The organism is Parabacteroides sp. AF17-3, from assembly GCF_003635445.1.
In the GTDB taxonomy this organism is placed as follows: domain Bacteria; phylum Bacteroidota; class Bacteroidia; order Bacteroidales; family Tannerellaceae; genus Parabacteroides; species Parabacteroides goldsteinii.
The window spans coordinates 155,693-169,966 of sequence record NZ_QTMM01000010.1 but is presented as its reverse complement, the minus strand read 5'-3'; the positions used below and the strand labels follow the sequence as shown (position 1 = coordinate 169,966).

The 14,274-nt window shown below is 42.7% G+C and carries 9 protein-coding genes; all 9 read right to left on the bottom strand.

The genetic code is table 11. The features are described from left to right. Positions 1–133 precede the first annotated feature (133 nt). The 9 genes from DWW91_RS14715 to DWW91_RS14675 all read right to left on the bottom strand — a co-directional run bounded on the left by DWW91_RS14715 (position 134) and on the right by DWW91_RS14675 (position 14,244). Positions 134–2,017, bottom strand: coding sequence for a RagB/SusD family nutrient uptake outer membrane protein (locus DWW91_RS14715; protein WP_122328158.1), 1,884 nt, complete (start codon positions 2,015–2,017; stop codon positions 134–136). A 17-nt stretch (positions 2,018–2,034) separates the two neighbouring features. Continuing rightward, complete coding sequence (locus DWW91_RS14710) at positions 2,035–5,565, bottom strand: SusC/RagA family TonB-linked outer membrane protein (protein WP_046145416.1); 3,531 nt, start codon at positions 5,563–5,565, stop codon at positions 2,035–2,037. 55 nt (positions 5,566–5,620) lie between these two features. Further along, positions 5,621–6,751 carry a FecR family protein gene (locus DWW91_RS14705; RefSeq protein WP_122328157.1) on the bottom strand — a complete coding sequence of 377 codons (1,131 nt, stop codon included), beginning with the start codon at positions 6,749–6,751 and terminating at the stop codon, positions 5,621–5,623. Between the two features lie 144 nt (positions 6,752–6,895). Continuing rightward, entirely contained in the window at positions 6,896–7,450 is a 555-nt protein-coding gene (locus tag DWW91_RS14700; RefSeq protein WP_224263527.1) for an RNA polymerase sigma-70 factor, read from the bottom strand. A 474-nt stretch (positions 7,451–7,924) separates the two neighbouring features. Continuing rightward, positions 7,925–9,415, bottom strand: a complete 1,491-nt coding sequence (gene hutH, locus DWW91_RS14695; RefSeq protein WP_010801892.1) for a histidine ammonia-lyase — start codon at positions 9,413–9,415, stop codon at positions 7,925–7,927. A gap of 1 nt (position 9,416) precedes the next feature. Then, on the bottom strand, positions 9,417–10,040 hold the full coding sequence (locus tag DWW91_RS14690; protein ID WP_122328191.1) for a cyclodeaminase/cyclohydrolase family protein: 624 nt from the start codon (positions 10,038–10,040) through the stop codon (positions 9,417–9,419). Between the two features lie 42 nt (positions 10,041–10,082). Further along, positions 10,083–11,333, bottom strand: coding sequence for an imidazolonepropionase (gene hutI / locus DWW91_RS14685; protein ID WP_007655114.1), 1,251 nt, complete (start codon positions 11,331–11,333; stop codon positions 10,083–10,085). Positions 11,334–11,336: 3 nt separating this feature from the next. Beyond that, on the bottom strand, positions 11,337–12,242 hold the full coding sequence (ftcD, locus tag DWW91_RS14680; protein ID WP_007655115.1) for a glutamate formimidoyltransferase: 906 nt from the start codon (positions 12,240–12,242) through the stop codon (positions 11,337–11,339). Positions 12,243–12,246: 4 nt separating this feature from the next. Then, positions 12,247–14,244, bottom strand: a complete 1,998-nt coding sequence (locus tag DWW91_RS14675) for a urocanate hydratase (RefSeq protein WP_122328156.1) — start codon at positions 14,242–14,244, stop codon at positions 12,247–12,249. Positions 14,245–14,274 lie beyond the last annotated feature (30 nt).

Genomic DNA, 14,274 nt, shown 5'->3' with positions numbered 1-14,274 from the left:
CTAAAAAATTAAGTTTACAAATGTATAATGAATTATTTAACTTCAACGGATCTATTGATAAAAAAAGCCTGCCGCTCAATTGAAACAGCAGGCTTTTCATCAAATTAAAAACACAAAGGAGTTCCGGCTTATCTTACCAGCCGGGGTTCTGTACCAGGGAAGGACAACGCTTCAGTTCTTCCTGTAAAATCGGCCATAAATACGATTTGGGAGCACTAAACACACGGTTATCTTCTACAACGAAACGCTCCATACGATATTTTTTTCCATTAACCTCTATTTTTCCATTAGGATCTTCTACCGGTTTCATCCCATGAGACTGACGCTGATCTTTCGGATATGGCCATTCCGAAGCTTTTACATTGGAGGTCGTGTTATAATCTCCAGGTTGGAGATAAAGACGGGCAACCCAATAACGATTATTTTCATAAAATAACTCTACGCGACGTTCACGTTGAATATATTCTTCCATCAATTCTTTATCCGATTTTGCAGCCGGTGGCATTGGCGCCATAAAAGAACGGTCACGAACCTTGTTAATCAAATTATAAATTTCATCATTAGGACCTGTCAGATTATTAACGGCCTCACAATAGATATAAATGAATTCCGGTAAGCGCCAAATAGCCGGTCCGTTAATAGTATGGCCACCATGACCACGATCCCAACCATCTTTATAGAACTTTCTCAAATAATACCCCGTATGAGAAGCCTGATCCAAATAACTCCCCCCGACCGCATCATTACCTTCAGCTGTATTCAACTGGTTACCTCCATACCAGGAACCATGATAACGAATATCACGATACAAACGAGGATCACGTTGAATGCCCTCATAAGGATTGCCATCATCGTATCCATCTTTTTCTGCATGATTGCAATAGATAGGATAACCATATCCATCCGGAGCAATATATTCATATTCATCAACCTGTTCCTGCAAAGGTCGTTGACGGGCATGACCTCCTTGTGACGGAGGCAATACGTCGCCGGACCAGCCCGTATCTTTATCTCTTGTTACGAACCAAACCCATTCATCCTGGATAGCATTCATATCATACATCATCTGCCACAAACGTTGCTGGACTTTTTTATTATTCGTATCAGTTTTACCATCAACATCTCTGAAGTCATCCTTTGTATAGGTTTCGTATAATTTATAACGTAAAGAGCCGTCCTCTTTTGTGCACTCCAATACAGCCTTAGCTGCATCTCTTGCCAATTCCCAACGTTTCTGGTCATAACCGTATTCGGACTTGAAGATACGATTATCATTCGGTAAATTACCACCATTCCAAAGAGGTGTAGCTGCAAGCCAACGAGCCATAGCTTTCAAGCCCAAACATGCTCCTTTATCGACACGACCGAAGTATTGTCCTCCATTCCAGCTATCAACACGATTATAAGCCGAATCAGCATCTGCACAGATTTTTTCAACCATCGAATGGAACGATTCTTTCTCAAAAGTCATATCATCCCCCGGATTTATTACACGATTGACATAAACAGCTTCACCATAAGAACGGATCAAAAGTAAATGCAAATAACCTCTCAAAAAATAAACTTCACCAATACGCCTTTTTAAATCTCCCGTTCGTCCATCCTGCGGATTATCCGGTGTATTGTATTTTGCAATACCTTCCAATATTATATTAGAAGAGCGAATAGTAGAATACAAATCATCCCAGTATTGTCCTGCGCTACTGCCAGAGGGCATTCCTTGAGAAGGACCATAATTACCTGTATGAAATTGATGTGGAATTGCCCCTTCATGGCTACTTGCACTACATTCATCCGAAATACTCGACAAACCGAAATGATTAAAGTAAATCAATGGATGCTGTGCATATTTTGCATGTGCATATAAGTCGGTAACCAATGACTCGACTTTATCATAACGTGTGAAAACTTGCTGTTCTGTCGTTTTGTCATCCGGAGTACGGTCCAAATAATCATCACAGGATGTCACACATAATAATCCTGCAACCAAGCCGGCTAATATATATAATTTCTTCATTGTCGTTTGTTATTAAATTAATAAGTAATATCAACACCAAAATTGAATATGCGCTGGATAGGATACCAAGCACCGTTTCCATTATTTGTTTCAGGATCAACATCCACATGATCCAACCCGTCAAAAGTAAGCAGGTTCATGCCTTGTACATAAAAACGAACATTCTGCAACCCGGCAAAGCGAATAGCACTTTTGGGTAAAGTATATCCAATCTCAACATTCTTCAAACGCAAATAAGAAGCATTATATAAGAATAAGCTACTGTTCTCATTCTTATTATTGTCATTCTTTCCAATTGTCAAACGAGGATAAGTTGCAAAATCTTTGCTTTCTTCAGTCCACCGGTTCATGTGCATCGGTTTTACCTTACCAATCTGGTCATTATCATACTGTGGGAAATCCCATACACCTGCACCGTTCAACAAAATGCTTGAGTTGGCAGCTCCCTGAAATAACAGACTCAAGTCAAAACCTTTATACTGGAGACCAAGAGGAATACCAAATTGAATTTCCGGTGTACGAGGATTTCCCATCGCACGACGGTCATGTTCGTCATCTATTTTTCCGTCTCCATTCAAATCTTTATAAACTACATCACCTGGATATAACGTTCCCCAAGGTTGGAAACCTTCCCCGTTATTCATAGAGTTCAAACGATCAGCTTCCGCCTGGTCATACACGAAATGGTCTACTTCATAAACAAAATATTCATCAATACGTTTTCCGGTATTTGCACGCCAGTCATTATCATACGATACTTCATTCATGAATTTGATCTTATTTCGTGCAAATGTGAAATTTGGCTTGATATAATAACGGAAATCATCTCCTATACTACCATTCCAGCCGATCTCAAAGTCTATACCTCTATTATCCACAATACCTGAGTTAACAAATGGTGCATCCTTTCCGACTATTCCTGGATATCCCAATTTTCCGGAATTACTTAAGTTAGTTATAATATCAAAACGATGTTCATAAAAATAATCAGCTGAGAAAGTCAGACGTTCATTAAAGAAAGAAGCGTCAATACCGATATTCAACTTACGTGCTTTTTCCCAAGTTAAATTCGGATTCGCAAAATTCCCCTCTTTCAACCCGTTGTATCCATTTCCGAATTCATTCACACCATACGAATAACCGTCTCCTCCCTGAAAAAATTGCAAATAAGCAAAACGGTCATCATTATTATCAGAAATTTTATCACTACCAACTAAACCATAAGAAGCTCTCAATTTAAGATTGCTCAACCATTTATCGGTTCCCTTCATAAATTTTTCCCGGGAAATAACCCATCCGATAGATCCGGCAGGAAATGTTCCGTATCGTTTACCCGGTGCAAAGTTTTCAGAACCGTTATATCCAATATTGAACTCTGCCAAATATTTATTCTGAAAAGCGTATGTCGCTCTTGCTGTCAGCCCCTGATAACGATAAGCAACACGATTATCATAACTCCGGTTTGAACGATTTAACAAAACCATAGCCGTAACATCATGATCATTAAATGTACGTGCGTAATCTAGCTTTAACTGATAATAAGTCTTACTTTCAGCAGCATTATGGCTAAATGTATTCTCTATTGTCTCATCTTTGTCATACCAGGGATTTCCTAATATATATTTACCCGTATAATTCGGATTATTCATATAAAATGAACCATAACTACCTTCTGCTGGCTGGAATGTAGCATATTTAGTAAACTCCATATAACCATCTTTATTGACACCTAGTTTCCGATTGACCCAGTTACCTTCAGAGGCATCATAAGAGAAAACTCCTTCAATTTTCAATCCTTTTGTTATAAAATCAAGTTTATGTCCGATTGCAAATGATCCGTTCAGATAAGTTTTCTTCTCAATCAGATATCCGGTTCTTGATAACTCTCCTAAAATATTTTTACGATGCCTATAATCCCCATACAACATGCCGTATGGATTATTCAATACATAATCTTCATTATCAGGATTATCATTTTCAGGTACTGTTATCGGCAAATAAGGAGGCAACGTATTACATAAACTAACAACTGTAGATGCTGTTGTTCCCGGAGCATGACGATCCGTAATACGAGCGCCTAAATCTACCCGCACATAAAAATCTTTTGTAATATCGACATCGACATTTGCACGGAAGTTATAACGCTTAAACCTAGCCTGAGTATCGTGTTCCGTCAAATCTGTATGCTCATAGTTTCCATCCTGAGAATAATAATTAGCCATCACATAATAACGCGCACGCTCAGAACCTCCTCGGATAGACAAACTATAATCCTGTTGAATTCCCGGTTTAAACGCATAATCAAAATAGTCCCAGTTATAGCCTAAACCGTCGGAATTATCTCCTTTAGCCATTCTGTAATTGTTAATAGCATCCTGCGTAAACAACTCAAGTTTTGAAGGATCTGTTCCGGGATTACTATTTATCATAGCTTCATTATATAAGGTTGCATAATCCGCAGATCCTAAATAAGTAGGAAATTTAACCGGAGCATTTGTCCCTACCGATGCCTTAAAATTCACACTAGGCTTTTCAGAAGCTTTACCACGTTTAGTCGTAACAATGATAACACCGTTAGCACCACGAACACCATAAGGAGCAGTTGCAGAAGCATCCTTCAAAATTGTAAAAGTCTCGATTTCTTCAGGAGCCAGATAACTCATGTCGCGTTCAACACCATCTACAATGACAATCGGAGATTTGTCTCCATATGTACCCATACCACGGATACGTATCTCTGCTCCATCCACACCTGGTTCACCACCACCAAACTGATTAGCCATCAAACCAGGCATTCTACCCGCCAGGGCATTATTCAGGTTTGCGGTCGGGCTTTGCTTTAAATCTTTGGTAGTTATGGTCGATATAGACCCAGTAATTGTTGCTTTTTTCTGAGTAGTATAACCTATGACAACAACTTCTTCCAAAGCTTTAGTATCTTCCACCAGTGTAATTTTTAGAGTATTTCGTCCATTTATCTGTACCTCCTGAGGTTGATAACCGATATAAGAAAAAATCAAACTAGCTCCTGAATAAGGGGCAGTAATTTCAAAATTACCATCCATGTCAGATATAACACCTGTCATAGTTCCTTTTACCATAATATTTACACCAGCCAAAGGACCTGTAACATCAGAAACACTACCTTTTACCTTAAAACCTTCTTGAGCGACTACAGTGACTGCCGGTTGTACTTTCTCCACAGGGTACAATATAACCTGCCCATTTTCCACTTTATACGAGCAATTCTGATTAAGAAGCAAAATATGTAAAGCATCTTCCAATGAAATTTTTTTGGAATTAAGATTTACAACCGCCTCATCATTCAACACATTGTTCGAATAAATAATACTCACTCCCGCTTGTTCCTGAAGTTGTTCCAGAGCATCCTTCAATGTAGTATTATTGAAGGATAAACTCACCTGTGACTTTAATACATTGGCATACATTGTCAATGAAACACAACTACACAAACCTACAACCAGGAACCTTCTCCAGGATGCTCGTCCGCATAGACCAGCTTTACTAGTGCTTGTCTTCTTTCTCATAATGATAGATTCTTTTTGTTAAACAATAATTTTTTAATTACATAGGCTTTCATAATCATTTCTCTTTTATTTGGTATAACTTTTGTTTTTGAGAATTATAACCCGGAATAAGAATCCTCATCAGAACATTCATTGTCTCTTCCGGCGTACTTTTCAAATCCAGATTACCCGATATTTGATATTTGAGGTATTTAGAATCAAGAATTTCTATTTTTATATTATAAGATTTCTCTAACCGATGGATTACTTTATCCAAAGGCTCACGATTAAATCTGAGCCTCCCCTCAATCCAGGAGATGTAATCCCTGGCATCTACTGTTTTCAGTTCATCCTGTCCGGAATCCGGATCATAACCATAATATTGGTTCGGGATAAGTTCTATTTTGCCGGTATTACTTTCCAAACCGATTTTACCAGTCACCAATACCGCTTCAAACAGGCTTTGCCTTTTATCGACCGATACATTAAACTTCGTCCCCAATACTTCCACTGCTTTATAAGCCGTTTGCACAACAAATTTCCGCCGTGCTTCTTTCGATACTTCAAAATAGGCCTCACCATCCAGGTAAACTTCACGTTTATCTTTGGCAAACACAGCCGGATAGACTAATGACGAACCAGAATTGAGATACACTTTGGAACCATCAGCCAGAATCAAAGTGGAACGCTTCCCGTAAGGAACACGGATCGTATTCAAATGATCAAGATTCTCCTTCTCCCCGGGAACAGCCACTGTATCATTAATCAGGATTTGTCCTTTTTTATCATACGTAACAACAATCGAAGTATCAGACAATTCTATCTCCTTATCATTGTTGACAGTCAGAGTAATCTCTTTTTTATCTTCAATTCCGGCCAGGACTTTTTCATATTCACTAAGATTTCTTTCATTCAAAGGGGAGATAATAAATAACAGGACAGCCACAACAGCACAAACAACCGCAGCGGCATAAGGTAATAGCCGATACCGTTTGCGGCTTATTTCTTTCATTATCTTCCGGACATCTTCCGGGCTTACTTTTTCTGTACGGTCTGAATGATCAATTCCAATAGAAGCATGTACAGCCTGCATTTGACAGAAAACAGCCTTGTTCTCTTCAGTTGCCTCAATCCAGCGCAGAACTTCACGCGCTTCTTCTATTGTGCACTGTCTTTCTATAAATCGTATAACTAAATCGTTGTTCATAATCTATCTTTTGATACCAGACAGAGGAGGAACAACTTTTTTTAATTTTACCCTAGTAGAAAATGGAGATTTTTTTCACTTTTTGGTAAGTTTTTTCATAGCAACACCATAAAACTTTGATAATCAGCTACACAAACAATACAATTATTTTTTCAATCCTATATACAAAATCAAAAAAATAATAGGAATGAGATATTCTTTGGACAGATCATCTCTCAAATGACTTAGGGCCTTGTTGATATGAAACTCGACAGCTTTAACCGTTATACACTGACTTTCGGCTATCTCTTTGTTTTTGAAACCGTCATAACGGCTCATCATAAAAATATCTCTTGTACGTGCAGATAATTTCGATAATGAAGCTTCTATAGCCGATGCCAACTCTTTTGTCATCAGTATTTCCAACGAATCATTTTCCAAAACGTAAACATTACTTCTTTGATAAATAGCAAACTCATTTAAATCATTAATCTCGACCTGCTCCAATTGTAAACCTTTCAAATAATTAAAACATTTATTCCGGCATATCACCATTAAATAAGTTATCAGACAGGTCTCTTTGTCCAATTTTTCCCGTTGTTTCCACAAAACAAGGAAAGTATCCTGCACAATCTCTTTGGCCACCTCTCTATCCAATACATAAATCTGGGCGAACTTATGTAAACGGGGCCAATAAGATTCTACAATACTTTTAAACATTTGCTCATTACTATTTCTTAATTGCCGTATGCTTATATCCATCAGAAAGCGTCTACTTAGAATTCTATTACACAATCAAAGCCAAAAATATAAATACAAACCTCTGTAACAGTGGATTTTCTTTATATGAAAATATTGAATGACTAGAAAAAACGATCGTTTTTTCTAGTCACGATTTTAGCTGTTTTTGAGTAAAAGAAGACACCTGATTTATGAGTGTATTTCTAAGTATAAAATGCAATGAATCAGTCGTTTTTTCTTTTTATAAACATCTATAAATAAAAAAATGTGAGTACCTTCGCGGTGACTAAAAAAAACGATCGTTTTTTTTAGTCAGTTAAATTCTCATAAAAAATTAGAGCCGAAGCTTTATATTCAAAAGCTTCGGCTCTACAATCAGGCCATATCCACACGGATAATTCAGAAACAAAGGTCTCTCAAAACATATAGCTGAACTATCTACGATCAGCGTAACTACAACGGATACCTCCGCAGGAAAGCCACCGTACGATGGATCTCCGTGTACATTACAATATCATCCTCTATGAAAGGGACCTCCTTCCGGAAGTCTCTCAGGAATTTTTCAAGGACAGGTGAAGTCCTGGCCGGACGGCGGAACTCCATTCCTTGTGCCGCATTCATTAATTCAATCGCCAGGATATGATCGAGATTATCCATTACCTTGAATAGTTTGGTTGCAGCATTGGCTCCCATGCTGACATGATCTTCCTGACCATTGCTGGATACGATCGAATCGCTGCTGGCGGCATAACAATACATCTTATTCTGGCTGACCATGCTTGCAGCAGCATATTGCGGGATCATAAAACCAGAGTTTAGTCCGGGATTGGCTACAAGAAATTCCGGTAAACCGCGAAGTCCCATGATCAATTGGGCGACACGGCGTTCGGATATATTTCCTAATTCAGCCAAAGCGATGGCCAGAAAGTCGAAAGAAATGGCCAATGGCTGACCATGGAAATTACCACCCGAAATAATCTTGTCTTCTTCCGGGAAGATGGTCGGATTATCCGTCACCGAATTAATTTCCGTGAGCAATACGCCGGAAACGTAATTGATCGCATCTTTTGTCGCTCCGTGAACCTGCGGGATGCAACGGAAAGAATAAGGGTCCTGCACATGTTCCTTTTTCCTGTTGATCAGTTCGCTTCCCTCCAACAACCGGCGGAAAGCTGCTCCCGTTTCAATCTGTCCCGGATGAGGACGCATCTGCTGGATACAATCCATAAAAGGATCGATACGACCGTCGAAGGCTTCCAAAGACAAGGCCGCTATCGTATCCGCCTTTTGGGAAAGACGAAAAGCACGCATCAGGGCAAAAACGCCATTTGCACTCATAAACTGTGTTCCGTTCAGTAAAGCCAGTCCCTCTTTACTTTTCAGGCGTACGGGCTTCCAGGCAAACTCATCCAATACGCTGATCGCTTCGCGCTTCTTTCCTTTATAATAGACATCTCCCACTCCGATCAGCGGCAGGAAGAGATTCGCCAACGGAGCCAGATCGCCGGAAGCTCCCAGGGACCCCCGGTCATAAACGATCGGCAGGACATCATTATTGAAGAAATCGAGGATACGTTGTACGGTAATAACCTGTACACCGCTATGGCCCAAAGACAAAGCGTGTGCTTTCAGCAGCATCATCAACCGGACAATGACGGGACTCACCTCGTCACCGACACTACAGGCATGACTTTTCACCAGGTTTTCCTGTAAGGTACTCAGTTCGTCGGGCGAGATATTTTTATTGCATAACGAGCCGAAGCCGGTTGTAATGCCATAAAGCGGACCATCCTGTTGTTCGATTTTCCGGTCCAGGTAGTCGCGGCAACGCTGGATGCGTTCGCGCACTTCCTGGCTTAACTCGAGCTTCATGTTCTGAGTCAGGATCAACTCAATGCTGTCGAATGTCAGCGGTTCAGAACCTACATAATAGACATTGCTCATGTTATACTATTGTTTTAACCCAATCCAGTAACTTCGTTTCAATACGGATCGCTTCCGATTCCAGATGGTCGGCTTTCACTTTCATCTGCTTCACAAAAGCTTCGTCTTTGATGGAAGCCAGGTTGATACGTACGTTCAGCAGAGCTCCCAAGACACAGGTACGGGCAGTCATCATGGCAACACAAGCATCGGTAACGGCATTCCGGTTTCCTTTATGTGCCACATAAATGACGGTTTCCATCACAGACGCGATCTCTTCGGCAACCTGCATAGGAACAATAGCCGCCTCTTTCGTGGCATCTTCAATGGCCCGGGCACGTTCGGCGATCTGCTCTTCCGTTTCTTTAGGAAGTTTAAAGGCGGCAAACACACGATCGTAGGCTTCACTGTCACGGTCGATGTCGCGGATCAGGCGCTCACGGATCAGGGCCGCTTCCGTAGCGATCGTTTTCATCTGCCCTTCCACATCGGCATACTTCTTTTTCCCGATGGTCAGGTTGGCGACCATCTCTGTCAATGCAGTAGCGATAGCACCGTTTAAGGCTGAAATACTTCCGCCGCCCGGAGCCGGTGCGTTACTGGCTGTTTCCGCCAGAAATTCTTTAATTGTCAAGTCTACAAGCATGGTATTTATATTTAAGGTATTAAACAATGAATAAACTGTTTCTCAAATCATATAAATGATTCCGTCCTTAATCACCGTATCCACGATATTCATTCCCACATTATAAGGAAGGAATTTATAGGACGGATATTTCAGCAGGATCAGGTCGGCCTTCTTTCCTACATCTATGCTGCCGATCTTATTAGCACGCCCCAAAGCCGCAGCTCCGTTAATCGTCAAAGCGGTAACCGCTTCTTCCGGAGTCAGTTTCATCTGGATACACGCCAAAGCGAAAAGCATCGGGATAGAACAGGAAAAACAACTGCCGGGATTATAATCGGTAGCCAGCGCAACTGCACAACCGGCGTCAATCATCTCACGACCACGGGCATAAGGTTCGTTCAACGAAAAGGCCGTGAGCGGAAGCAAGGTGGCAATCACCCCGCTGCGTGCCAACCGTTGGATGCCTTCATCCGAAGCGTGCAGCAAATGATCGGCACTGACAACCTTCAGACGGGCCGCCAGTTCCGTACCTCCAATAGATACGATCTCATCGGCATGCATCTTCAACTTAAACCGCTGACTTCTGGCGGCACGTAACAAACGTTCACTCTGTTTTACCGAGAATACTCCCTGTTCACAAAAAACATCACAGAAAGTAACCGTTCTCTCCAGACGAAGTTCCGGCAGGACCTGTTCGATCATATAAGTAATGTAATCATCCGTCTGATGAGTATATTCAGGGGGAACGGCATGAGCTCCCAAATAAGTAGACACGACATCGACCGGATGTTCCTCGTTGAGGTCTGCCATTACACGCAACTGCATCAGTTCGGTTTCGAAATCAAGACCATATCCACTCTTCCCTTCCACCGTCGTTACGCCCATGTCCAACATTTCGTCGAGCCGTTCATAACCGATACTCCACAGTTGCTCGAAATCACGTTCACGGGTGGCATTGACCGTATTGACTATACCGCCGCCACGCTCCATGATCGACATATAGCTGTCGCCTTTCAACCGCCAGGAAAACTCTTCTTCACGATAACCACCGAAAATAAAATGGGTATGACTATCCACAAACCCGGGAAGCAATGCCCTTCCACTGGCATCGATTTCCAGGTATTCGTCCGGATCTACCTGACGTACTATTTCTTTTGTCGGACCGACATGCGTTATAACACCTTCGGAAACAACCACTGCTCCATCTTCTATAATATGGAGATCAGACATTGCCGTCCCTCTTTTTGCTTCAAAACCGGAACAGGTTACAACTTGCGATGCGTTCCTTATCAGTAATTTATCTCCTTTCATGTTTTATTCCATTATTCTAGCTTCTAACACCTGGTTCATGGAAAAGTTTTCCAACCCTAAATAGAAAGAAGCTGTATCAATCAATGCTTCCATCGGAACCAATCCGATAATCTCACTACCTACAACCGCAACACCATAACGGCGAGCCTCTATCTTCACCAGTTCAAAAGCGCGGTACAAGGCCGTACGAGTATAGTCGGTCATATTAATCGAGACCTGCACGATACCCCGTTCTTTCAGTTCGACTCCCATTGCTTTACAATAACGAAGACCGCCGCCGATAAAACGGATCTTACGGGCAATGTCGCTGGCAATATTCAGATCGGCCGTACCCAGATTGACATTATAAGCAACAAGCGGCATGCGGGCACCAACGGCAACCGTACCGGCTGTCGGGTGGCGCTCCGCCGGTCCGAAATCCGGCTGCCATTCTGCTAGTTTAATCTTCTCAGCCATCCCTTCGAACTCACCTTTCCTGACTGCTGCCAGATTCTCCCGGTGAGGGGCGGTTGCCGACTTCTCATATAAAAACACAGGGACCTGGTATAAGGTTGCAATCTGTTCACCAACTTCTTTGGATAAAGCAATCGCTTCATCCATTGTACATCCTTTGATCGGGATGAACGGGATCACATCGACAGCTCCCATCCGCGGATGTTGTCCGCTATGCCGGTTCAGGTCTATCAAAGCGACCGCCTGTCCTACAGCCTCCAACAGGGCGGCTTTCAACGCCTCCGGTTCACCGACTACAGTAACGACCAGGCGATTATGATCTTCATCATTGCTATAATCCAACAGTTTTACTCCTTGCCTGGCTCTGAACGGCTCAATAATCTTTTCTATCTTCCCTAAGTCCCTACCTTCACTAAAATTGGGGACACACTCCATAATTCTATTCCAACTACTCATAAATTCAGGTATTTAAAGAGGTCTTTATTGTTTTTCGTATCAATTCTTCCTCCGGAATATAAGGAAGAGTGATATGATACTGATTCTCATTATTCTTATTAAATGTTTCACTTGTTTCCAGAGCATGCCGGTTACGTGCCCAGGCACGGCGCGCCACACCGCCCATTACATCCCATAACATGGCAGAACGTAATATTTCATCGACACGGTTACTTCCGTCGAGAACCATAGCGAATCCTCCGTTTACCGCTTTACCGATACCGACACCACCACCGTTATGAAGGGCTACCAGACTCATTCCGCGGGCTGCATTTCCGGCAAAACACTGTACAGCCATATCGGCCATGACGTTACTACCGTCGTAGATATTGGACGTCTCCCGGAAAGGCGAGTCTGTCCCGCTGACATCATGGTGGTCGCGTCCCAGCATCACCGGCCCGATCTCTCCGTCACGGACCATCTGATTGAAACGAAGTGCAATCTTCAGTCTGCCTTCGGCATCCTGATAAAGGATACGGGCCTGTGTACCTACTACCAGATTGTTCTTTTCGGCATCGCGTATCCAGTTGTAGTTATCACGGTCCTGTCCCCGCCGGTCCGGATCGATACAATCCATGGCGGCATGGTCGGTTTTGACCAGGTCTTCTTTTTTCCCGCTCAGACAAACCCAGCGGAAAGGACCGTAGCCGTAATCAAATAATTCCGGTCCCATTATATCTTCCACATAAGACGGCCAGATAAAACCATCTTTCTCATCGATACCATTCCTGGATATATCTTTTACACCGGCATCATAAATCGCTTTCAGAAATGAATTGCCGTAATCGAAGAAATAGGCTCCGCCCTCGACCAACCGTTTTATCACTTCATAATGCCTGCGCAAAGAACGGTCCACCAGGGCACAAAACGTTTCCTGGTCTTCCGAAAGCAAACGCGTACGTTCTTCGAAAGAGATTCCTGCGGGACAGTATCCACCCTCATAAACAGCATGACACGAAGTCTGGTCGCTCAGCAAGTCGATAGGAATAGATTCCGATGCGGCATATTCCAACAGGTCTACAATATTCCCATGATAAGCAACCGAAAGAGGCTCTTTGGCACGGCAAGCATCCGTAGCCAGGCGAAAAGCCTCGGCCTCGTTATCTGTAACCAACTGGACCCATCCCTGCGAATGGCGTGTTTCTATTCGCGATCGATCCACTTCCGCCACAATGCAGGCAGCACCGGCAATAACAGCCGCTTTCGGTTGTGCCCCGCTCATTCCTCCTAATCCGGACGAGACGAAAAGATGTCCTCGCAAGTCCTTGTCCTGCGGTATGCCGAGTTTAAGGCGACCGGCATTCAGGAGCGTATTGAAGGTTCCATGCACAATACCCTGCGGTCCGATATACATCCACCCTCCGGCTGTCATCTGACCATAGTTGGCAACCCCCATCTGGGCTGCCACATGCCAGTCCTTCTGATTATCGAACATACCGACCATCATCGAATTGGTGATAATTACCCGGGGAGCATCCGGCCTGGAACGAAACAGACCGAGCGGATGGCCCGATTCAATCACCAGGGTCTGCTCCTGTGTCATGATCTCCAGATATTGTTTGATCAACCGGTATTGCATCCAGTTCTGACAGACCTGACCTGTCTCTCCATACGTCGCCAACTCATAAGGATAAAGGGCAATGTCGAAACAGAGGTTATTGTCAATCATTACCTGGAAAGCTTTTCCTTCCAGGCAGTTTCCTCGATAATCATCAATGGGACGTGCTTTCAGATCACCCTCCGGACGATAACGATACCCGTATATTCTTCCACGGGTACGAAGCTCTTCCATAAATTCAGGTGCTAATGTCTCATGAAGTTCTTTCGGAATGTACCTTAAGGCATTTTTCAATGCTGTTTCAGTTTGTGCAGACGTAAGGGAATAACCGCGATCGGGGGCGCGGCGGATACCGGCAACAAAAGAAGGATATGCCGGCAATTGGCTACCTAGATGTATATCCATAACTGATGACGTTTTAAAATAAACTTACAA

What these genes read in the sequence shown, in the direction of transcription:
- DWW91_RS14705 (WP_122328157.1), bottom strand. Translation starts at nt 6,751, where the DNA reads ATGAACAACGATTTAGTTATACGATTTATAGAAAGACAGTGCACAATA.
- hutI (WP_007655114.1), bottom strand. Translation starts at nt 11,333, where the DNA reads ATGAAAGGAGATAAATTACTGATAAGGAACGCATCGCAAGTTGTAACC.
- ftcD (WP_007655115.1), bottom strand. Translation starts at nt 12,242, where the DNA reads ATGAGTAGTTGGAATAGAATTATGGAGTGTGTCCCCAATTTTAGTGAA.
- DWW91_RS14700 (WP_224263527.1), bottom strand. Translation starts at nt 7,450, where the DNA reads ATGTTTAAAAGTATTGTAGAATCTTATTGGCCCCGTTTACATAAGTTC.
- DWW91_RS14715 (WP_122328158.1), bottom strand. Translation starts at nt 2,017, where the DNA reads ATGAAGAAATTATATATATTAGCCGGCTTGGTTGCAGGATTATTATGT.
- DWW91_RS14710 (WP_046145416.1), bottom strand. Translation starts at nt 5,565, where the DNA reads ATGAGAAAGAAGACAAGCACTAGTAAAGCTGGTCTATGCGGACGAGCA.
- hutH (WP_010801892.1), bottom strand. Translation starts at nt 9,415, where the DNA reads ATGAGCAATGTCTATTATGTAGGTTCTGAACCGCTGACATTCGACAGC.
- DWW91_RS14690 (WP_122328191.1), bottom strand. Translation starts at nt 10,040, where the DNA reads ATGCTTGTAGACTTGACAATTAAAGAATTTCTGGCGGAAACAGCCAGT.
- DWW91_RS14675 (WP_122328156.1), bottom strand. Translation starts at nt 14,244, where the DNA reads ATGGATATACATCTAGGTAGCCAATTGCCGGCATATCCTTCTTTTGTT.